Annotated in this window: 20 protein-coding genes and 1 tRNA gene; 12 read left to right on the top strand and 9 right to left on the bottom strand. The window is 70.2% G+C overall.

Annotated elements, in window-relative coordinates; translation table 11 throughout:
- The first annotated feature begins 3 nt into the window (after positions 1-3).
- From C469_RS06880 to C469_RS06855, 6 genes are all read left to right on the top strand, one after another.
- The gene (locus C469_RS06880; RefSeq protein WP_049911105.1) at positions 4-1,146 is read left to right on the top strand and encodes a PhnD/SsuA/transferrin family substrate-binding protein; all 1,143 of its coding nucleotides are present in this window, start codon (positions 4-6) and stop codon (positions 1,144-1,146) included.
- A gap of 28 nt (positions 1,147-1,174) precedes the next feature.
- Positions 1,175-1,960, top strand: a complete 786-nt coding sequence (locus tag C469_RS06875; protein WP_008005052.1) for a phosphonate ABC transporter ATP-binding protein — start codon at positions 1,175-1,177, stop codon at positions 1,958-1,960.
- Positions 1,961-1,982: 22 nt separating this feature from the next.
- Positions 1,983-3,074: a phosphonate ABC transporter, permease protein PhnE gene (phnE, locus tag C469_RS06870; RefSeq protein ID WP_008005051.1), complete on the top strand. Its 1,092-nt coding sequence runs from the start codon at positions 1,983-1,985 to the stop codon at positions 3,072-3,074.
- 121 nt (positions 3,075-3,195) lie between these two features.
- Positions 3,196-3,855, top strand: coding sequence for an imidazole glycerol phosphate synthase subunit HisH (gene hisH / locus C469_RS06865; RefSeq protein WP_008005050.1), 660 nt, complete (start codon positions 3,196-3,198; stop codon positions 3,853-3,855).
- 9 nt (positions 3,856-3,864) lie between these two features.
- Entirely contained in the window at positions 3,865-6,015 is a 2,151-nt protein-coding gene (locus tag C469_RS06860) for a hydantoinase/oxoprolinase family protein (protein WP_008005049.1), read from the top strand.
- Positions 6,012-7,763, top strand: a complete 1,752-nt coding sequence (locus tag C469_RS06855) for a hydantoinase B/oxoprolinase family protein (RefSeq protein WP_008005048.1) — start codon at positions 6,012-6,014, stop codon at positions 7,761-7,763. Before C469_RS06860 ends, C469_RS06855 begins: the two co-directional genes overlap by 4 nt.
- 9 nt (positions 7,764-7,772) lie before the next feature.
- On the opposite strand, the gene C469_RS06850 is transcribed toward C469_RS06855, so the two are convergent.
- Positions 7,773-8,786: an aldo/keto reductase gene (locus C469_RS06850; RefSeq protein WP_008005047.1), complete on the bottom strand. Its 1,014-nt coding sequence runs from the start codon at positions 8,784-8,786 to the stop codon at positions 7,773-7,775.
- Positions 8,787-8,895: 109 nt separating this feature from the next.
- Positions 8,896-9,438, bottom strand: coding sequence for a CDP-2,3-bis-(O-geranylgeranyl)-sn-glycerol synthase (locus C469_RS06845; protein ID WP_008005046.1), 543 nt, complete (start codon positions 9,436-9,438; stop codon positions 8,896-8,898).
- Positions 9,439-9,562: 124 nt separating this feature from the next.
- On the opposite strand from C469_RS06845, the gene C469_RS06840 reads away from it, so the two are divergent.
- Both C469_RS06840 and C469_RS06835 read left to right on the top strand, forming a co-directional pair.
- Positions 9,563-10,402 carry a proline dehydrogenase family protein gene (locus C469_RS06840; RefSeq protein ID WP_008005045.1) on the top strand — a complete coding sequence of 280 codons (840 nt, stop codon included), beginning with the start codon at positions 9,563-9,565 and terminating at the stop codon, positions 10,400-10,402.
- A 128-nt stretch (positions 10,403-10,530) separates the two neighbouring features.
- Positions 10,531-11,241, top strand: coding sequence for a DUF502 domain-containing protein (locus C469_RS06835; protein WP_008005044.1), 711 nt, complete (start codon positions 10,531-10,533; stop codon positions 11,239-11,241).
- A gap of 96 nt (positions 11,242-11,337) precedes the next feature.
- On the opposite strand, the gene C469_RS06830 is transcribed toward C469_RS06835, so the two are convergent.
- The 3 genes from C469_RS06830 to C469_RS06820 all read right to left on the bottom strand — a co-directional run bounded on the left by C469_RS06830 (position 11,338) and on the right by C469_RS06820 (position 14,261).
- Positions 11,338-12,267 carry a branched-chain amino acid transaminase gene (locus tag C469_RS06830; protein WP_008005043.1) on the bottom strand — a complete coding sequence of 310 codons (930 nt, stop codon included), beginning with the start codon at positions 12,265-12,267 and terminating at the stop codon, positions 11,338-11,340.
- Positions 12,268-12,783: 516 nt separating this feature from the next.
- Positions 12,784-13,509, bottom strand: a complete 726-nt coding sequence (gene ribB / locus C469_RS06825; protein ID WP_008005042.1) for a 3,4-dihydroxy-2-butanone-4-phosphate synthase — start codon at positions 13,507-13,509, stop codon at positions 12,784-12,786.
- Positions 13,509-14,261 (bottom strand): DUF120 domain-containing protein, encoded by a 753-nt coding sequence (locus C469_RS06820; RefSeq protein WP_008005041.1) that lies wholly within the window; start codon positions 14,259-14,261, stop codon positions 13,509-13,511. Before C469_RS06820 ends, ribB begins: the two co-directional genes overlap by 1 nt.
- A 295-nt stretch (positions 14,262-14,556) precedes the next feature.
- On the opposite strand from C469_RS06820, the gene C469_RS06815 reads away from it, so the two are divergent.
- Positions 14,557-14,628, top strand: a tRNA-Ala gene (locus tag C469_RS06815).
- A 227-nt stretch (positions 14,629-14,855) separates the two neighbouring features.
- Positions 14,856-14,984, top strand: a complete 129-nt coding sequence (locus C469_RS17610; RefSeq protein WP_008005040.1) for a hypothetical protein — start codon at positions 14,856-14,858, stop codon at positions 14,982-14,984.
- Between the two features lie 86 nt (positions 14,985-15,070).
- On the opposite strand, the gene C469_RS06810 is transcribed toward C469_RS17610, so the two are convergent.
- From C469_RS06810 to C469_RS06800, 3 genes are all read right to left on the bottom strand, one after another.
- On the bottom strand, positions 15,071-16,372 hold the full coding sequence (locus C469_RS06810; protein WP_008005039.1) for a ribonuclease catalytic domain-containing protein: 1,302 nt from the start codon (positions 16,370-16,372) through the stop codon (positions 15,071-15,073).
- 93 nt (positions 16,373-16,465) lie between these two features.
- Positions 16,466-17,341, bottom strand: coding sequence for a hypothetical protein (locus C469_RS06805; RefSeq protein WP_008005038.1), 876 nt, complete (start codon positions 17,339-17,341; stop codon positions 16,466-16,468).
- Positions 17,342-17,387: 46 nt separating this feature from the next.
- Complete coding sequence (locus C469_RS06800; protein ID WP_008005037.1) at positions 17,388-17,696, bottom strand: DUF7562 family protein; 309 nt, start codon at positions 17,694-17,696, stop codon at positions 17,388-17,390.
- A gap of 129 nt (positions 17,697-17,825) precedes the next feature.
- Here C469_RS06800 and C469_RS06795 point away from each other — a divergent pair, with 129 nt between their 5' ends.
- Together C469_RS06795 and C469_RS06790 are read left to right on the top strand one after the other, a co-directional pair.
- Positions 17,826-18,305 (top strand): cation:proton antiporter regulatory subunit, encoded by a 480-nt coding sequence (locus C469_RS06795; protein WP_008005036.1) that lies wholly within the window; start codon positions 17,826-17,828, stop codon positions 18,303-18,305.
- Between the two features lie 70 nt (positions 18,306-18,375).
- Positions 18,376-19,608, top strand: coding sequence for a cation:proton antiporter (locus C469_RS06790; protein WP_008005035.1), 1,233 nt, complete (start codon positions 18,376-18,378; stop codon positions 19,606-19,608).
- A gap of 94 nt (positions 19,609-19,702) precedes the next feature.
- Here the strand turns inward: C469_RS06790 and ygfZ are convergent, their stop codons facing one another.
- Entirely contained in the window at positions 19,703-20,863 is a 1,161-nt protein-coding gene (gene ygfZ, locus C469_RS06785) for a CAF17-like 4Fe-4S cluster assembly/insertion protein YgfZ (protein ID WP_008005034.1), read from the bottom strand.
- Positions 20,864-20,881: the final 18 nt, after the last annotated feature.

The following is a 20,881-nucleotide window of genomic DNA, read 5'->3' as shown; positions in this document are numbered from 1 at the left end:
TGTATGTCCGACAACAGGTGGTCGGCGGATCGGCGTACGTTTGTCAAGACAGCGGGTGCGGGCGGTGTGGTCGCGCTCGCCGGCTGTTCCGGCGGCGACGGCGGCGACGGCGGCGACGGGGGGTCGGGTAACGGAAGCGACGGCGGGACCGCGGGCGACTCCGGCAACTCCGCGACCGAGATCACGTGGGTCATGAACCCCGCGGAGGAGGAGATCGACATTCAGGTCCAGTACCAGCCGCTCTTCGAGTACCTCGAGTCCGAGGCCGAAATCGAGATCATCGAACAGCCCACCGCGAGCTACTCCGGGACGGCACAGGAGCTCCGCCGGGCCGGCGAGGGCGACCGCGTCTTCGCGGACACCTCGCCCGGCGCGGTCGCGCAGATCCCCGACGAGATCGACGTGACCGGGATGCGAGTCGCCTACGGCGCGGAGAAGTACTTCTCGCTCATCACGACGACGGCCGACAGCGGCATCGAGTCGCTCTCCGACCTGGAGGGCGAGGTCGTCGCGTCGGCCGCGCCGACCTCGGTCTCCGGGACGCTGTTCCCGCTGTTCATGCTCAGCAACGCCGGGCTCGACATCGGGAACGCCCCCTCCGGATCGCCCGAGGACTTCGAGCTCCGGACCTCGGACCACTCGACCGCACGCGAACAGCTCATCCAGGACGACCGGATCGCGGCCGCCGGGACGGGCGCGTTCTCCACGGCCGCCCACGTCCCGCAAGAGCAGTTCGACGAGATGTCACAGGAGTTCGTCGACATCTCTGCCGAGTACGACGGCGCCGGCGAGAGCGACCCCGAACTGCGGCTCCTCTCGGTCTCCGACCCGATCCCGCGCGCGCCGATCGTGAGCAACGCCGCGTGGGAGGAGTCGCTCAAGGACGACGTCCGACAGCTGATGATCGACGCGGAGCAGGAGGCGTTCGAGCACGACTCGCAGGCGGACATCGCCGAGGCGCTCAACATCGACCCCGAGATCCTCGACATGGACGAGTCCGAGCTCAGCGACGAACAGCAGGACGAACTCGATCTGGTCGACGCCCACGCGCTCTGGTTCAGCGGCGTCGTCGAGGCGAGCACCGAGGACTACGACCCCGTCGCGGAGCTCGGCCAAGAGCTCGGTTTAGACTGGAGCGACCTGTAGGCGGCGCGGCCAACTACAACTTCCTTCTATGACCTACATCGAAGTAGACGGTCTCACGAAACGGTTCGGCGACACGGTCGCTCTCGACGACGTGTCCTTCGAGGTTCCCCCCGGTGAGTTCGTCATCGTGCTCGGCGTCTCGGGCTCCGGGAAGTCGACCCTCCTCCGGACGCTGAGCGGGCTGCTCTCCCCGACGGAGGGCGAGATCCTGATCGACGGCGAGCCCATGATCGAGCCCCGCCCCGATGTCGCGATGATCTTCCAGCAGCACAACATCATCGGCGACATGACGGCGTACTCCAACTCGCTCTCCGGCGGCGTCCACCGCTCCGGGTTCCTTTCGAGCGTGCTACAGCTTCAGGACACCGAGGAGAAGCACCGCGCGCTCGACGCGCTCGACACGGTCGGCCTCTTGGAGGAGGCCGAACAGAAGGCGCGGCGCATGAGCGGCGGCCAACAGCAGCGCGTCGGCATCGCCCGCGCGCTCGTCCAGCAGCCGAGCGTCCTGCTCGCCGACGAGCCGGTCGCGAGCCTCGACCCCGGCAGCGCGCAGGACGTGATGGAGTACCTCCGGACCGCCTCCGACGACCGTGATCTGACGACCTTCTGTAGCCTCCATCAAGTGAACATCGCTCGGAAGTTCGGACACCGATTCATCGGTCTCCGGGACGGGAAGAAGGTGTTCGACGGGTACCGAGACGAGTTGACGATCGACGTCATCGACGACCTCTACGGCGACATCGACACCGAGGGGATGTTCGTCAGCGACGACGGTGACGCCGACGCCGAGACCGACGAGGTTGCGACGACGTGACGAGAACGGAGCTGATCTACGAGTGACAACAGATACCACGGAATCCGACGGAGCGCGCGGATCGGCCGGCGTCGGTACCGATTCTGCGACCGACCCTCCGAACCGCATCACCGAACAGTTCGAGAACATCAAGCAGACGCGGCGGCGCCGAGCGCTCGGCTGGCTCGGACTGTTCGTGTTCCTCGCGTTCACGACGCTCCAGGCGTTCGCCGCGACGGAGCTGCTGAATCCGGACGCGCGGCTGGAGACGTTCAGAGAGTCGCTGGTCGGGTTCTTCCCGATCACCGACTACTTCGGCGTGATCCCGTTCCTCGACGTCGGTCGGTACCTCGAGTTCATTCGAGAGGGAGGCCTGCTGTACGACCCCGAGATCGGCGGACTGCTGTTCCAGTTCCCGCCGAATCCCGCCGACATCTACGCGTTCTTCTTCTTAGAGCTCGGAATCTTCCAGATCTTCGGCGAGGCCGGCATCACGCTCGCGATGGGATTCGTCGGGACGATCCTCGGGTTCCCGTTCGCCCTGGTGTTCGGGACGCTCGGCTCCGAACGCGTCACCCCGTTCCCGTTCAACTTCATCTTCCGCGGCACCATGTCCTTCATCCGGGCGGTCCCGGCGATCATCTGGACGCTCATCTTCATCCCGTTCCTCGGGCTCGGTCCCTCCTCGGCCGCGATCGCGATCGCGTTCGACACCATCGGAAACCTCGGGCGGCTCTTCGTCGACGAGCTCGAGGAGATCGAGGACGGCCCGATCGAGGCGATGCGCACGACCGGCGCGAGCAAGCCGCAGATCGTCTTCTTCGGCATGTTGAGCCAGGTCCGGACCGCGTTCATCGCGTGGACGCTGTACATCTTCGAGATCAACGTCCGGATCGGCGTCACCGTCGGCGTCATCGGCGCTGGCGGGCTCGGCTACGTCCTCGCCTCCCAGCAGAACCTGCTGCGGTTCACCAACATGATGGCGACGCTGCTCGCCATCTTCCTGCTCATCATCTCCGTCGAGCTGTTCAGCCAGCGGCTCCGGTCGCGGCTGCGCTCCGACGACGTGGAGATGAGCATCTGGGAGCTCATCACCGGCTTCCCGCGCCGGATGGCCGACTCGATGCTGAAGTGAACGCCGCGGCGCTCCGCCGCCCGCGTCCCGTCTGAGGCTGTCGCACCCGTCAGGAGTGGACGGGCGTCCACCGAACTGCCACAAGGGAAACCGACTTTTCCGTTCCCCTCCCAGGGGGCGTATGAGCACCTTCGAACCGCCCGCGGAGACGCTGGCGGACGTGGTTCTGGTCGACTACGGCCTCGGGAACCTCCGGTCCGCGACCCGCGGGTTAGAGCGCGCGGGCGCGTCGGTCGAGATCACCGACGACCCGGAGGCGTTCGCGGCCGCCGACGGCGTCGTCCTCCCGGGCGTCGGCGCGTTCCGCGAGGGGATGGAGAACGCCGGCCCCCTCCGCGAGGCGCTGGTCGACCACGCCGACGCCGGCCGCCCGCTCTTCGGGATCTGCCTCGGGATGCAGATGCTCCTCACCTCCAGCGAGGAGGCCGACCACGAGGGCGAAGGCGAGGTGACCGGCCTCGGTCTCGTCCCCGGCACCAACGTCCGGTTCGAGGTGGACCGGAAGGTCCCGCACATGGGCTGGAACGAGCTCGAAGTCGAGCGCGACCACCCCCTCGTCGACGGCGTGGAAGGAGAGTACGCCTACTTCGTCCACTCCTACTACGCCGAGCCCGACGACCCGGACGCCGTCGTCGCCACCGCGGACTACGGGGTCGACTTCCCCGCGGTCGTCGCCAACGAGGCGGGCAACGTGTTCGGCACGCAGTTCCACCCGGAGAAGAGCGGTGAGACGGGGCTGAGAATTCTGCGGAACTTCGTCGAGTTCTGCGCGGAGCGGTAGCGTCCGAGGATGGGCGACGACAGCCACCCCGTCAGGCTCGGCGTCGACGTGGGCGGCACGTTCACCGACGTGGCGCTGGTCGTCGACGGCGACCTCACGACCGCGAAGGTGCCGACGACGACCCCCCAACACGCTGGCGTCCTCGACGGCGTCCGCGAGGCCTGCGACGCGGCCGGGATCGATCCCGCCGACGTGGGCGCCTTCGCGCACGCGACCACGGTCTCGGTCAACGCCCTCCTCGAACGCGACGGCGCCCGGACCGCGCTCGTGACCACCGCCGGCTTCCGCGACGTGCTCGAGATCGGCCGGCAGACCCGCCCCGCCCTCTACGATCTCGACGCGGAGAAGCCGGTCCCACTCGTCCCTCGGCGGCGTCGGTTCGAGGTCGACGAGCGCGCGACGACCGAGGGGATCGAGCGACCGGTCGACCCCGAGTCGGTCCGCGGTCTGGCCGACGAGATCGCCGAGAGCGACGCCGAGAGCGTCGCGGTCTCGCTGCTGCACGCGTACGCCCACCCGGAGAACGAGGCCGTCGTGACCGAACTCCTGCGCGAGGAGCTGGAGGTCCCCGTCTCCGCGTCTCACGACGTGCTCGCGGAGTTCCGCGAGTTCGAGCGCACGGCGACGACCGCCGCGGACGCCTACCTGACCCCGGAGCTGGACGACTACCTCGGGCGGATCGTCTCCGGCGCCGAGGACCTCGGGCTCCCCGAGCCGCGGGTGATGCGCTCGAACGGGGGCGTCGCCGACGCGGAGACGGTCCGTGAGAGCGCCGTGACTACGGTGCTCTCGGGACCCGCCGCCGGCGTCGTCGGCGCGGCCGCGGTCGCGGGCGGCGCGACGCTCGGCGGGGAGGAGCCGGACGGCGCCTCCTCTACCTCCTCCGCAGCCGCCGTCACCTTCGACATGGGGGGAACGTCGAGCGACGTGAGCCTCGTGCGCGACGGGCGCGCCGAGCGGGCCGCGGAGACGACGATCGCCGGCGTCCCCCTCCGCACCCCGACGGTCGACGTGGAGACGGTCGGCGCGGGCGGCGGGTCGATCGCGTGGACCGACGCCGGCGGCGCGCTCCGCGTCGGCCCGGAGTCCGCCGGGGCGGAGCCGGGGCCGGCCTGCTACGGGACGGGCGGGACCGACCCGACGGTCACCGACGCCGACGTACTCCTCGGCTACATCGGTCCGGACGCGGCGCTCGGCGGCGACCTCGCGCTCGACGTCGACGCCGCCCGCGAGGCGCTCGAACGGCTGGCCGACGCGGCCGGGATCGAGGGCGACGACGGTCTCGGTGCTCCCGCCGCCGCCGCCCGCGGCGTCTACCGCGTCGCCAACGCGACGATGGCGCGGGCGATCCGGTCGGTGACCGTCGAGCGCGGCCGCGACCCCCGCGCGTTCGACCTCGTCGCCTTCGGCGGCGCGGGGCCGATGCACGCCGCCGCGCTCGCCGACCGGCTCGGGATGGAGCGCGTGCTCGTCCCGGGGCCGGCCGGCGTGCTGTCGGCGTACGGGCTGCTCGCGGCCGACGAGACCCACGACGCGGCCCGGACCGTCCGGCTCACCCTCGCCGAGTCGACCGGCGAGGGAGCGGCGACCGCCGGCGACCTCGGTGACGCCTTCGCGGAGCTGACCGACCGCGTCCTCGCCGACGCCTCCGAACCCGAGGCGGCGCGGGTCGAGCTGGCGGCCGACTGCCGATACGCCGGCCAGAGCTTCGAGCTGACCGTCGACGCGGGTGGCGGCGGGAGCGACGGGGCGGCCGACCCCGGAGCGCCGCCCGCCCCCGCCGCGCTCGCCGAGCGCTTCGCGGCGGCCCACGAGCGGGCCTACGGCTACCGGCTCGACGCCGCGGTGGAGGCGGTCACGCTCCGAGTCGCGGCGACGGTCGAGGTCGATCCCCCGGTCGTCTCGCGGACCGGCGCGCCCGACGCGAAGCGGGGGGCTCGCGAGGTCGTCTTCTCCGACGCCGGCGCGGTCGAGGCGACCGTCTACGACCGCGACGCGCTCGGGCCCGAAGCGGCTCTCGGCGGTCCCGCGGTGCTCGCGGGCACCGAGAGCACGACCGTCGTCCCGCCCGGGTGGGGCGGTCGCGTCCGGCGGGACGGGACGGTGGCGCTGGAGCGCACCGGGGGGTCCGAGGGAGCGGCCGGGGGTGACGAGCGGTGACCGGCGGCGGCGGGGCGGACGGCTCGAACCGCGCTATCGACCCGGTGACGCTCGAAGTCCTCCGGAACCAGCTCGAGGGCGTCGCCGAGGAGATGGGGACGGTGCTGACCCGCGGGGCGTACTCCCCGAACATCACGGAGCGGCGCGACTGCTCGACCGCCCTCTTCGACGCCGACGGGCGGATGGTCGCGCAGGCGGAGCACATCCCGGTCCACCTCGGCGCGATGCCGGAGGCGGTCGCGGCGGTCCGCGAGCGGGAGCCCGCGCCCGGCGACGTGTTCGTCCTCAACGACCCGTTCACGGGCGGGACGCACCTCCCGGACGTGACGCTCGTCTCGCCGCTGGCGCTCGGCGGCGACGCGGTCGGCTTCGCCGTCTCCCGCGCCCACCACGCCGACGTGGGCGGGATGACCCCGGGAAGCATGCCGGCCGGCGCCCGCGAGATCTACCAGGAGGGCCTCCGGGTCCCGCCGATCCGACTCGTCGACGGGGGAGAGCGGGTCGAGGACACCTTCGACCTGATCTTCGCGAACGTGCGGAACCCGGCGGAGCGCCGCGCCGACTTCGAGGCGCAACTCGCCGCCAACGAGCGAGCGGGAGAGCGGCTTCGCGACCTCGCGGCCGAACACGGTCGCGATCGGCTCGAAGCGGCCTTCGACGCCGTGATCGACTACTCGCGGGAGCGGACGGCCGCCGCGCTCCGGGACCTTCCGGACGGGACCTACGAGGCCGAAGACGCCCTGGAGGGCGACGGCGTCACCGACGCCGACATCCCGATCCGCGCGGCGGTGACGATCGACGGGGGGTCGCTCGCGGTCGACTTCGCGGGCAGCGCCGACCAGGTCGCGGGGAACTGCAACGCTCCCCTCGCGGTGGCGAAGAGCGCGGTCTACTTCGCCGTGCGCTGCGTGACCGACCCGTCGATTCCGCCGAATCACGGCTGTTACGAGCCGGTGTCGGTGTCGGCGCCCGAGGGATCGATCCTGAACCCCGAGCCGCCGGCGGCGGTCGTCGGCGGGAACGTCGAGACGAGCCAGCGCGCGGTCGACGTGGTGCTCGCGGCGCTCGGCGAGGCGGCTCCCGACCGGGTGACCGCCGGGGGGCAGGGGACGATGAACAACCTCACGATCGGGAACCGCGGTGGGGGCGGCAAGGGTAGTGGAGACGGCGAGCGCGTCGGCGACCGCGACGCCGACGCCGGAGAGTCGTTCACCTACTACGAGACGATCGGCGGCGGGTTCGGCGCGCGTCCCGACATCGACGGGATGGACGGCGTGCAGGTCGGGATGACGAACACGCTCAACACGCCAGTCGAGGCGCTGGAGGCGGCCTACCCGCTCCGGGTGGAGCGATACGCGCTCCGCCCCGACAGCGGCGGCGACGGGCGTCATCGTGGCGGGCTCGGACTGGAACGGAGCGTCCGCGTCGAGACCGCGGCGACGGTCTCGCTGTTGACCGAGCGGCGCCGACGCGCGCCCGCGGGTCGCGAGGGCGGCGAGCCGGGCGCGCTCGGCGAGAACCTGATCGACGGCGAGCCCGTCTCCGCGAAGGCGACCGTCGACGTGGAGCCGGGGACGACGGTGACGGTCCGGACGCCTGGCGGCGGCGGGTACGGCGACCCCGCGGAGCGCGATCCGGCGGCGAGAGAGCGCGACCGGAGGGACGGGAAAGCGACGGGGGAGGATGGAGAGCGGTCGGACGAAGCGGAGCGGTCGGACGAAGCGGAGCGGTCGGAGAACGGGGACTGACGGCGCGCCCTATAGCCCGTCGTACGGGCCGGGCTTCGCGGCGGTGAGCCGGTCGGCCTGCTCGTCGGACAGATCGATCGCGGCGGCCGCGAGGTTCTCCGCGAGCTGGTCGGTCGTGCGCGCGCCGACGATGGGCGCGGTGACGCCGTCGCGGTGGGCGAGCCACGCGAGCGCGGTCTGCGCGGGCGTCGCGTCGACCTCGTCGGCCACGGCGTCGAGCTCGTCGTGGAGGTCGAAGTTCGCCTCGGTGAGGTACGCCTCCTGGAAGCGGCTCGACTCGGCGGCCTTCGACTCCTCGGGGAGGTCCTCGTCGCGGTCGTACTTCCCGGTCAGGAACCCCTGCCCGAGCGGGCTCCACGGGGAGACGGCCAGGTCCCGTTGGCGCGCGAACTCGAGGTAGTCGCCCTCGACCTCGCGGTCGACGAGGTTGTAGCGCGGCTGGAGCACCGTGAACGGCTCCCAGCCCTCGTTGCGGGCGATCTCGTTGGCGCGGGCGACCTTCCACGCGTTCGGGCGGAGCGTGGAGGCGCCGAGGTAGTGGACCTTGCCGGACTCCACGAGCCCGTTGAGCGTCTTCATCAGCTCGCGGGCGGGCGTCTCGTCGTCCCACCGGTGGATGTAGAGCACGTCGAGGTAGTCGGTGCCGAGCCGGTCGAGGAGGGCGTCCACGCGGTGGCGGACGTTCTTGCGGTTCGTGCCGCGGCTGTTCGGGTCGCCGTCGCGGATCTGCCAGTACACCTTCGACGCGATCGTGTAGCGCTCGCGGTCGCGCTCGGCGAGCCAGTCGCCGATCCAGCGCTCGCAGTCGCCGCCGCCGTACACGTCGGCGGTGTCGACGTACCGGCCGCCGGCGGCCTCGTACCCGTCGAGCAGCTCGTGGGCGCGGGCCTCGTCGATCTCCACGTTGCCCGCCTCGGTCACGCGGCCGAACCGCCACGTGCCGAGCTGGAACTCGCTCGTCCGGAGGCCGGTTCGGCCGAGCTGAACGGTGTCGAGGTCGATCTCGTCGAGTTCTGGAGTCATCGATCGATCGGTTGTGCCCGTCGGCGCAAAAACCTACAGCAAGCGGATGTGCCGTGTGAACGAGGGGCGAGGAAGCGAAGCGGTCACCGCGACGCGTGCCCCGGCGCGCTCACCACGGCTCGTTCTTCAGCCCGAGCGCGTAGGCGCCGACGTTCGTGACGACGTGGAGGATCGGCGTCATCACGAGGACGACCGCGAGGACGGACGGGGTGAACACCGCGAGCGCCCAGTCGGTGTCGACGACGAAGACGGCCGCGAGCGCGACGACGACGAAGTCGAGCTGGTCGAGCCCCGGAAACGCCGCTCCGCGCTCCCGGCCAGACCGTCGCTTGAGGAAGGAGGCGCCGATGTCGCCGCACATCGCGCCGAACGCGAGCGCGACCGCGGCCGGGAGCGCGAACGTCGGGAGGTCGACGCCGAGCGCGGCGCTCGCGGGCTCGGCGAGACGGTTGAGCGCGAGCGCGAGGACGACCCCGGTCAGGGTGCCGACAGCGGTCCCGCGCCACGTCTTCCCGTCGCCGAGCAGGCGGGCGCCGCGCCACTCGCGGCCGCCGTCGATGGGGCGGCCGCCGCCGGCCAGCACCGCGGCGTTGTTCGGTACGTAGGCGGGCAACATCGCCCAGAACGCGGTCGCGACGAGCGAACCGATCATACCAGACTCTCGCCCGTCTGGGCTATATAAATCCCGGATCGCGGCGACGTCCGGGGGTCGACCGCCGATCCAGAAGCCCGCCGCGTCGGCAACAGTGAAGTCGCTACCGCCGCGAGTGGGAGGTATGATCCCTCCGATCGCGCGGCGGTTCGTCGCCGGCGAGAGCGTCCCGGAAGCGTTGGAACACGCCCGAGCGCGCAACGAGGACGGCGTCGCCGTCATCCTGAACCTGCTCGGCGAGCACTACGACGACCCCGCCGACGCGCGCGCGGACACCGACGCGTACCTCGCGCTCTTGGCGGACATCGCCGACAGCGGGCTCGACGCCTGCGTCTCGGTGAAACCCTCTCAGATCGGACTCGACGTGTCCGACGCCCTCTTCGAGGAGCACTACCGCGAGATCGTCGCCCGCGCCCACGAGCTCGACGCGTTCGTCTGGTGCGACATGGAGGACGCCGACACCACCGACGCCACGCTCGACGCCTTCGAGTCGATCGCCGCGGAGTACCCGTGGAGCGTCGGCCAGTGCGTCCAGTCGAACCTCAAGCGCACCCGCGAGGACCTCGACCGGCTCCTCGACGTGCCGGGCAAGCTCCGGCTCGTGAAGGGGGCGTACGACGAGCCGGCGTCGATCGCTTACAAAGAGAAGTCGCGGGTCGACGAGGCGTACCGCGAGGACCTCCGCCTCCTGTTCGAGGGCCGGGACCGGGGCGTCGCCGTCGGCAGCCACGACCCCGAGATGATCTCGCTGGCGGACCGGCTCGCGCGGGAGCACGGGACCGGCTACGAGGTCCAGCTGCTGATGGGCGTCCGCGACGACGCCCAGCGCGACCTCGCCGCGCAGGGCGTCGACGTGGCCCAGTACGCCCCCTACGGGACCAAGTGGCTCTCGTACTTCTACCGGCGGGTTCGCGAGCGCAGACAGAACCTGACGTTCGCGCTGCGGGCGGTGGTCGGGCAGTGAGCGATCGGATCGTGAGCGGTCGGGCGGTGAGCGACCGTCGCGGGCGCCCGCCCGCGAGCCGAGGGACCGCGTCCGTGCGGTCCCGTAGAAGCCCTCTTAAGGGTCGCCGTCACATATCGACTCGATAGATGTCCACGTGGAAACGCGACTTCGCCAGCGGTCTCATCGTGCTGGCCCCCCTGTTGGTGCTGCTCTTAGTCCTCCAGTGGATCTACCGGTACATCGCGTCGATCCCGCTTATCGAGGGGCTCCAGCCGGCGATCATTCCCGCGCCCCTCGAGCCGGTGTCCAGGGTGATCATCGCGTTGGCGGTGTTCGCGACGGTCGTCCTCGCGGTCGGCTACTTCATGCGGACGACGCTCGGCCGGCTGGCGGAGTCGGCCGTCGACGGCGCGATAAACCGGATTCCGGCGCTGCGCGTGGTGTACAACGCCTCGAAGCTCGCGATCGAGACGGCCGTCTCCGGGACCGACGAGCTCCAGAGCCCGGTGTACATCGAGACGTGGCCGGGGATCCGCATGACCGCGTTCCGGACCGGGAAGAAGACCCGCGACGGGAAGATCGTCCTGTTCATGCCGACCGCGCCGAACATCACCACCGGCTTCGTCATCGAGGTCGAGCCGGAGCGAATCGAGGAAACCGGGGAGACCGTCGAAGAGGGGATGACGCGCGTCCTCTCGGCCGGCTTCGCCGAGTCCGCGCATCAGGTCCCGGTCGAGGAGGAGCGCCCGCCCGAGGGGACCACCGGCAAGCCCGGCGGCGTCGGCGGCGTCCGCACCGACGGGACCCCGGGCGAGTCCGAGCGCCCGTCGACCGACGGGAGCAGCGACGGCGACTGATCGGGGCGGAAATCGCGGCGGGAAAAAGGGAGACCCGCGGGGGAAGCGACCCAACATATCGGAGAAAAATCGTTCAAAACGGCGGAAAGAACCCGTCTAGACGTATTTGAACCAGTCGTCGTGGTCGTCGGTCCGGCGTTCCACCAGATCGAAGAAGGCGCTCTGGAGCTCCTCGGTGACCGGGCCGCGGGTGCCCGCGCCGATCTCCGTGTCGTCGACCGAGCGGATCGGGGTCACTTCGGCCGCGGAGCCGGTGAAGAACAGCTCGTCGGCGGTGTACAGCTGGCCCCGAGAGATGACGGCCTCGTCGTGGACGGTGTAGCCGTGCTCCTCCGCCAGTTCGATGACGGTGTCGCGGGTGATCCCTTGGAGGATCGACTGCGCGAGGCCGGTGGTGTAGATCTCGCCGTCGTTGACCATGAAGATGTTCTCGCCCGGCCCCTCGGCGACGTTGCCCTCCTTGTTGAGGACGATGGCCTCGACGTAGCCGTTGCGGCGGGCCTCCTCGCCCGCCAGCATGGAGTTGACGTACAGCCCGGTGGTCTTGACGTTCGTCGGCACCTGCGAGGAGGCGTGTTTCCGCCACGAGGAGACCATCACGTCGACGCCGTCCGTTAACGCCTCCTCGCCGAGGTACGCGCCCCACGGCCACGCGGCGACGACCAGATCGGTCGGGCACTCCTTCGGCGAGACGCCGAGCGAGTCGTAGCCGTAGTAGGCGATCGGCCGGATGTAACACGACTCAAGATCCTGCCGGTCGAGCAGTTCGAGCGTCGCCTCGGTGATCTCCTCGCGGGAGTGCTCGATGTCGAGGTCGTACATCTTCGCGGAGTCGAACAGCCGGTCGAGGTGCTCGTCCCACCGGAAGATCGCCGGTCCCTGCTCGGTGTCGTAACAGCGGACACCCTCGAACACGCCGCTCCCGTAGTGGAGCGCGTGCGTCAGAACGTGAGTCGTCGCGTCCTCCCAGTCGAGGAACTCACCGTTCTTCCAGATCGTGTCGACGTCCATCTCGTCGAATCCCATACCCGGAGGTTGCGGTCGGCGGGCTTAAAACTGTAACAACCGGACGGGGGCTTCCGGAACGGTCGGTGTCGGATCGATGTTCGGGGTTGGGTTTCCACCTCGGTGCTGGTCCCGCGGGATGTCTCCGAGTTTTCAGCCGTTTGCTTATAAATCGTAACTGGCGGATCAATGGTGAGAGCTCCAACGCCCCAGCCGCTTACTTATAAATAGTTGATAGCGTACCGACGACGAATTCCTCCAAAGCCCCAGCCGTCGACGACTCGCGCGGCTTGCTGCGCCGTGCTTCGTCCTCGCGGCAGCGAGACGCTTCGCGCCTCTGGAAGCCGGCGGCGCAGCCGCCGGCGACTGCCCCTTTGAGTCCCACCCATCCGCACTGCAACCGCACCTCACGCCTCCCCAGCCTCGTCGCTCGCTTCGTCGCCGGCGCTGCGCGCCGGCTGCATGAGGGACTGGAGGTCCCTCTCTGCTCGCGACTCCCTCGCACCGGGGCGCGCCACCGCACGGCACGGACGTCGCTTACTCGAGCGCCTCGACGAGCGCGGCCCCCTCGACGTAGGGAATCCCGCGGCGGCGAGCGTACGCCTCGGCGTCCGCGGGCGTCAGCGCGGCGCCCGTCTCGTCGTCGAGCATCTCGCAGACCACGGCGGCGGGCGCGGCGCCGACCGCCTCGGCCATCGCGAGCCCGAGCTCCGTGTGCCCGGTCCGGCCGCGTAGACCGTCGCGAGCGCCGCGCAGCACGTGGACGTGGCCGGGGGCGCGGAACTCCGCGGCGAAGTCCTCGGGGCCGTACTCTCCCGGATCGGCGTCGACGGCGGCGGCCGCGCTCGCGAGTTCAACGATCGTCAGCGCGCGGTCCTCGTCGGTGATCCCGGTGAACGTCTCGCGGTGGTTCACGGGCAGCGAGAACGAGGAGCGGTCGTCGTACTCGGGGTCGTCGTCGACCGCGGGGTGGTCGAGCGCGTCCGCGAGGAACGGGAGCCCGAACGCGTCGGCGACGTGGTCCGCGACCGCGACGCAGATCAGCCCGCCCGCGTCGTTGCGCATGTGGGCGACGGCGGCCTCGTCGACGGCGCCGGCCGGGTAGACGATGTCCGTCTCGCCCTCGCGGTCCGCGAAGTCGTGGACGCAGACCGGGTCGCCCGCGCGGAACGCGTCGAGGGCGCGCTCGACCGGGTCGACCGCCGCGTCCGGCGCGGACCCGGCGGCGTCGGCGTCACCCTCGGCGTCGGCGTCGGCGCGCATCAGGCGACCTCCGTCTCCGTCTCCGCCTCGCCCTCGGGCGCGTCCGCCCGGCTCGTGGCGGCCACGCGGACCTCGATTCCGTCGCCGTCGTCGAGGTTGAGCGCGTCGCGGAGCCGCTCGGGGGCGATCAGCTCGAGCTGGTCGTCGTCGTGGTGGGTGCGGTCCGGGACGATCGCGTGGACCTCCTCGTAGCGCTCGTCGCCCGCGACGAGCGTGACGCCGTAACACGAGGCCGCGCCGTAGGTGCGGTCCTCTCCCTCCCACGCGTCGATCGGAACCGCGTCGATGCCGGCCATCTCGCCGCGCCGGCGGACGCTCTCCTCGCTCAGGTCGACGTTGAGCGTGCCCGGGAACGGCTCGTAGCCCAGTCGCGACCGGAACTGGTCGGCGTAGCCGGGCAGGGTGATGTAGTGGCGCCCCTCGCCCATTCCGCCGGTGACCGCGCCGCGGAGCACGAGCTCCACGTCGGTCTCGAACAGGCGGCGGTAGTCGGCGTACTCGGCGCGGAGGGCCGCCTCGCCCGCGTCGGTGACGCGCACCCACTGGCCGTCGCCGACCACGTCGCGCTCGATGTACCCCGCCGATTCGAGCGTCTGGAGCCGCCGAGAGGCGGTCTGCGTCGAGGCGTCGAGCCGGTCGCCGAGCGCCGCACACGACACCTTCGTCTCGGTCAGGCCGCCGACGAGCCCGACGTGTTTCAGGGCCGCAATCGCGGCCGGGTCGGGGTCCGCCGTCGACGTCGCTTCTGCCATACTCCGATCTGGGCCGTCCGCACGCAAAAGAGTAACGGAAGTGAGATGCATTCCAGAAACGTTAATTGGGTTTGCAGTGGACTCCGTCGATCGGATTCCCTCGCAGTCAAGTGATCCTCGTGCGTCGCGATACCTAACCCCGTCGGTATCGGCGGTCGTCGTCGCGAGCTGTGACGCCGTTGAGCGGGCGGAACGAGTGAGGGGCGGGTGCGAACGCAGCACGGAGTGGGAACCACCCGCGTGCGGCTCGCCGAAAGGTAAGGTACAAATACGAACGGCGATTGGTTTCGGGTGCGGGCTCGTAGATCAGCGGCAGATCGCTTCCTTCGCAAGGAAGAGGCCCGGGGTTCAAATCCCCGCGAGTCCATTCATTTTATTCGTTTCTCCGAAGGAACCCAGGCGGCGAGAAGGAGAGCTGTCTGTGTCGTTTCAAACCAACAAAAGCGAAACGAAGAAGATCCGCGATCCGAGTGAAAGCGGCGGTCGCGTCATCACTTCGCCGTCTGGCGACGGAAACACGGGTGTGGTCGAGTGAGGGGACACGCCGTCCCGCGACCCAGACCGCTTTTATACTCCGAGTCAGTTTGGCGTCGTATGGGCATCTCCGAAATTCTTGAGGGCCAGAACCTCACGCACCGTCAGATGGGGATTATCATGGTCGGGTGGATCCTGCTCGTCTCGCTCGTCGCCGTCGTGCTGCTGCTGTACACGGCGGGGATATAGCCAGTCCGGCGTGCGGGGCCGCGACCGTCTCCGAAGTCGGCGAGGTGCGGTCCTGAGAGGGGGCAAAAGCGACGAACGTCGCCGATTTACACCGAGTGCTTCGCTTCGTCGGGGTCCTCGACGATCTCGACGCCGCGGTTGTTGACGGCGTGGGGATCGAGTCCGACCTCCTGGAGGAACTGTTTATAAAGCCGCTCGGCGGTCTCGCCGTCTTTCTGCTTATCGCTGGCGTGGTCGCAGAGTTCGATGAGGTTCTCCGGCACGTCGTTCTCGTGGACGATCCAGTGGTTGATCGTGTCCGAGAGCCGACGGATGGGCGAGGTGAAGTGGCCGTAGATGTCGAAGTTGAGCGCGTGGTGACCGCCGAACGGGTCGTTCATGTACTTCGCGCGCGGCATCACCTTCAGCACGGCCCGCTGGATCTTGTTGAGCTGTCGGCCGGGCGACTCCTCGAGGGCGGCGTTGACCGCCTTGCGGGGGTCGTCGCCCCACGCGTCGCCGGGGATGGAGACGGAGTCGAGCTCCTGGATCTCTTTTAAAGCTTGGTTCCACTGGTCGGGGGTCGGCTGCGGGTGGACGCGGTACATCGCCTCGACGCCGCGGTCCCACATCAGCGTGTGCGTCACCGCCTTGTTCGCCTTCAGCATCGACTCCTCGATGATGGTGTGCGCGCGGTCGCGGCGGGGGTTCAACACGAGCGAGCCGTCCTCCTTACGCTGCTCGTGCATCCGGTCGGCGAGCTCGAAGGCCAGCTCGTTCTCCTCGCCGAGCGGGAGCGACGGGTCCTCAAGCCGGTTTTCGCATTCCTTGTAGGTGAGCCGCTCGTCGGAGTTGATGACGGATTTATAAATCTCGATATCCTCAAACGAGAGCGTCTCGTCGTCGATCTCCATCTCGACGGTGTGCGCGAGCCGGTCCTCGTTCGGGACGAGCGAGCAGACGGTCTCCGCGAGCACCGGCGGGAGCATGTGGATCGTGTAGTCGGGCAGGTAGACGGTGTTGGCCCGCTGGACCGCCTCCTCCCACATCGCGGTGTCGGGGGTGACGTAGTGGGTCACGTCGGCGATGTGGACCCACAGCCGGTAGGCGCCCTCCTCCCGCTCGATCGAGATGGCGTCGTCGAAGTCCTGCGCGTCGATCGGGTCGGTGGTCCACGTTGTCAGCTCGCGGAGGTCCTCCCGCTCGTCGATCTCGGCCTCGATCTCCTCGTACACGTCCTCGGTCCGGGCCTCGGCCTCGCGGAGGACCTCGCTCGGGAACTCGTCGCGGATCTCGAACTCCTCGAACAGCTCCGTCCGCTTCTCGTCGAGGCGGTCGGCCAGTTCCGGCGTGATCGTCACGGGACCCTGGTCCTCCGCTGACCCCGGTTTCGGCTCGTCGTCTGACATACGGAGACTAACGCGGGTCCGTTAGAAAGGCCTGTCGGGGCGGAGAGGGAGCGACGTCCGGCCGGAAGCGGGCCGTCGCCGGCGTCCGCCGGATCACCCGGCGACCGCGCCTGTGATGACACCGAGGACCGGCGAGAGCGCGACCGCCGCGACCGTCAACGAGACGAGCCCGAGAACGACCGGGACCGCCGATCGACCGACCAGCCGGAGCGCGGTCCGCCGCGCGCTCGCGTCGCCGACGACGAACGGGGATCCGCCGGCGATCCGCGCTTTCACCTCGCCGACCGGGGCGTCGGGGAAGGCGGTCGCGTCGCCGACGACCGTCACGTCGTCGCCGGGGCGGAGGACGCGCTGGCGGTACCGGCGCTCGGGGTCGTTTCCGACGGTGAGCGGGCCGAGCTTCCACCCCGTCTCCGACTTGTCGACCGCCGCCACCGCGTCCGTGAACCGGCGGACGCGCTCGGGCGGCGTCTCGTCGGCCGCGACCTCGATGTCCTCGTCGACGCCGAACGCGAAGTCGGCGACCGCGGGATCGACGCGGACCCCGACGCCGTCGACGACGACGCGGAACGGGACCCCCGCCTCGCCGGAGTCGATCGACACCCACGACCGGCCCTTCCCCTGGCTGCGGTATTCCGACACGTCGTAGGTACAACAGAGGCACGGCTCGTCGGTGAACGGAGCGGGGAGCGTCTCGGTCCGATCTTCGTCACCGGCGGATCCGCCGTGAGCGGCCGTCGCGGTGTCTGCGACCCCGGTTATCCGCACCCGCCGGTCGCCGGCCTGCAGCGACCGGGGGTCGGTCGCGGTCGCGCGGGCGACGCGGAGCGCGTCGAGCGAGCCCCGGCCGCCGTGGGCGAGGAACGCGAGGCCGACGAGCAGCGCGGCGACGCCGATCAGGGTCGGGAGGGGATCGATCGCGGTCTGGAGCGGGGCGGGGGAGGCGGGAGGCGTCGAGCGGAGGGGCATGCGTCGATCCGGTTTCGAACGGGAGCAGGAAGGCGTGTCGGTCGGGTTACCGATCGCGTTCGGAGCGCTCGGCCGACTCGCCGGCGTCGGCGACGGCGTCGGCGTAGCGGCCGAGGAACTCCTCGCGGGAGAGCCCGTCCGACTCGATGGAGGTGATCAGCGACTCGAGCCCGTCGCGGGGCCGGTGACAGATCTCGTCGTCGCAGTCGGTACAGAGGTACTCGAACTCCTTGTCGCGCCGGTTCCAGCGGTCACCCTCCTTGTCGTACTCGCGCGCGTCCTCCCGCAGCACGGAGTCGCCGCACGCGATGCAGATCACCGTCCGCCGGTCCCGGCTCTTCCGGGAGCGCCACATGTCCGTCCCCTCGGACCCGGCGTACTTAGCGTTTGGTGCGCGGCAGACGCCCGTCGGACGGTAGCGCTTCGAACCGAGGGCGCTCCGCCGAGCTACAGTACTAATATCGTGGCCCCGTTTACCTCCGGTATGCCGATCAAGGAGTCCGACCTCCCGGGCGTCGGGAAGAAGTTCGAGATCGAACTCGACGACGGCGAGATGGTGGTCGTCATCCACAACACCGGGAAACGCGAGGTGTTCCGCCGCCCCGACCCGAGCGCCGACTCCGAGAAGGTGTTCGAGTTCGGCGACGACCTCGCCCGGACGATCGGATCGATCGTCGAGGGGGCGTACTTCCAGCCGGTCGAGCCGGACACCCAGGAAACGACGCTGCCGGGCGGCATCCTCCTCGAGTGGTACGAGCTCCCCCCGGGCTCCCCGCTCGTCGGCGAGACGCTGGAGAGCGCCGACATCGGGAATCGAACGGGGCTCGCCGTCGTCGCGATCCAGCGCGACGACGAGGTGATCGACAGCCCCGGCGCCGAGACAACGCTGCGCGAGGGCGACACGCTGATCGGGGTCGGGACGCCGGAGGACTGCGAGGCGTTCGAGGAGATCCTCACCGGATGAGCGGCCGGTCAGACGCCACCGACTCGACCGACTCGACCGCGTCGGCCGGTCGTCTCGGAGGTGACCGGTAGTGGCGCTGCTCGACGTCGGCGTCATGTTCGCCGCGGTCGCGGTCGCCGGCGCGCTCGCGGACCGCCTCGGCCAGTCCGTGATCCCCTTTTATATCGTCGCGGGGATGGTCCTCGGTGAGTTCGTGCTCGGTCGGGTCACGCTGCCGGTCTTCGGAACCGCCTACGTCCCCGAGACGGAGTTCATCGCGCTCGGTGCGGAGCTCGGGATCGTCTTCCTCCTGTTTTTCCTCGGGCTGGAGTTCAACCTCGACCGGCTGCTCGCCCGACGGACGCAGATCGGCACCGCCGGGACGATCGACCTCGCGAACTTCGGGGTCGGGCTCGTCCTCGGGTGGCTCGTCTTCGGCGCGTTCCTCCCGGCGTTTTTGATCGCCGGCATCGTGTACATCTCCTCGTCGGCGGTGATCACGAAGTCACTCATCGACCTCGGCTGGATCGCCAACGACGAGGCAGAGCCGCTGCTCGGCACCCTCGTCTACGAGGACCTGTTCATCGCGGTGTACCTCGCGGTCGCGTCCGCGATCGCGCTCGGCGGCGGCGACGTGAGCGCGGCCGCCGTCGACGTCGGGATCGCGATCGCGTTCATCCTCGCCCTCTTGGCTCTCGTGTGGTTCGGCACGCCCGCGTTCTCCCGGCTCGTCGAGACGACCAACCGGGAGTTCGTCGCGCTCCGATCGATCGCGGCCGTGGTGTTGGTCGCGGGCGGCGCGCTCGCGCTCGGCGTCAGCGAGGCGGTCGCGGCCTTCTTCGTCGGGATGGCGTTCGCCTCGACGGAGCACACCCACGAGATCGAGACGCTGCTCGAACCGGTCCGCGACACGTTCGCGGCGGTGTTCTTCTTCTGGATCGGGCTCGTCACCGACCCGCTACTGTTCGGCGGGGTGGCGGGGCTGATCGCGCTCGCGGTGGTCGTGACGACGCCGACGAAGCTCGTCACCGGCTTCCTCGCCGGGCGCGCGTTCGACCTGGACACCCGCCGGTCGACCCGCGTCGCGCTCGGGATGACCACCCGCGGGGAGTTCTCGCTGATCATCGCGACGGTCGCGGTGACCGCGGGCGAGGCCGGCGCGTTCGATCCGGCGGTCGCGCAGACGATCAACGCGTTCGCGGTCGGCTACGTGCTCGTGATGGCGATCCTCGGGACGACGCTGATGCAGTACTCCGGGCCGTTCGAGTCGCTCGCGACCTCGTGGCTGGACCGAGACGCGGACGGAGGCGGGACCGATAGCTGATACATCGTCGATGCCGATTCGACGCCGAACGCCGCCGAAGTCCCAGTTACCCGCGCTGCGCCGCCGACCGCAACAGCGACCGCGACAGCGACGATTACTCGTCGCTCGGGTACGTCGGCAGCCGGGCAGACCGAGCGCTCCCCTCGACGGAGGGGAACGGGAGGTCGGCGCGTGTCGCCGCGACCTCCTCGCCGTCGACGCGCACGGTGGGGTCGGCGAGATCGGCGTCGAACCGGACGAACGCCAGCGCGATCGGGTCGCCGGCGGCGGGACCGACCGCCGCGCGGGTCACCTCGCCGACCGCCTCGTCGCCGTCGAAGACGGCCGCGCCGGGAGCGGGAAGGACCTCGTCGTACCCCTCCGGGTCGGCGTCGCCGTCGATCTCGGCGGTCGCGTCGGCGAGGCCGTCGAGATCGAGCCCGACGAGCCGTCGGCTCGGCTGCCCCTGGTTCTCGACCCGGGAGACGACCTCCTGTCCGACGTAACACCCCTTCTCGAAGTCGAGGGCGTTGCGGAGCCCAAGGACGTTCGGGACCGTCCCCTCGAGCTCGTACTCGAAGAGGGGCGTGCCGGCCTCGGCGGAGAGCGCGTCCCACGTCCGGTAGCCGAACGGGGCCGCGTTGAGCCCCCGGTTGAGCAGGGTGTCGAGCACCTCCTCGGCGTCCGCGGCGGCGCAGACGACCTCGTACCCCTCCTCGCCGAGGGGCGCGTCGCTCGCGATCACCGTGACGCCGGCGTCGACCATCGACCCGCGGACGAAGGAGAGCGGCTTCTCGGGCGCGCCCGGCCCGCCGAGCACCGAGGCGATCTTCTCGGTCGACTTGGGGCCGTGGACGCCGAAGACGGCGAGCTCGTCGGAGATGTCGTCGATCGCCACGTCCTGGATGAACACCTTGCCGGTCCAGTCCTCGGCGACCGCCTCGGCGCGCTCAGGCGGGAGGAAGACGAGGAGGCGCTCGTTCGCGTTGTACACGTACATGTCCGTCTCGATGCCGCCCTGCGGATCGAGCAGGAGCGCGTACACGCCCTGTCCGTCCTCGTCCGGGATCCGGTTCGAGACGGCGTTATCGACGAACTCGACGCGGTCGTCGCCCGTGACGGCGAGCACGCCGTACCCCATCTCGATCGCGCCGACGACGTTCCGGACCGCCTTGCCGACGCGCTCGGGCTTCCCGTAGTGGTCGACCACCCGGCGGCCGCCGCGGTCGCGGTACGCCGCGCCGTGGGCGCCGTGAGTGTCGGAGACGAGAGTCATACCGGTAAGAAGTCGGGG

The sequence above is a fragment of the Halorubrum lipolyticum DSM 21995 genome, from assembly GCF_000337375.1.
Taxonomy (GTDB): Archaea; Halobacteriota; Halobacteria; order Halobacteriales; family Haloferacaceae; genus Halorubrum; species Halorubrum lipolyticum.
The sequence above is the reverse complement of the archived record's forward strand: the minus strand, read 5'-3'. Positions and strand labels throughout refer to the sequence as shown.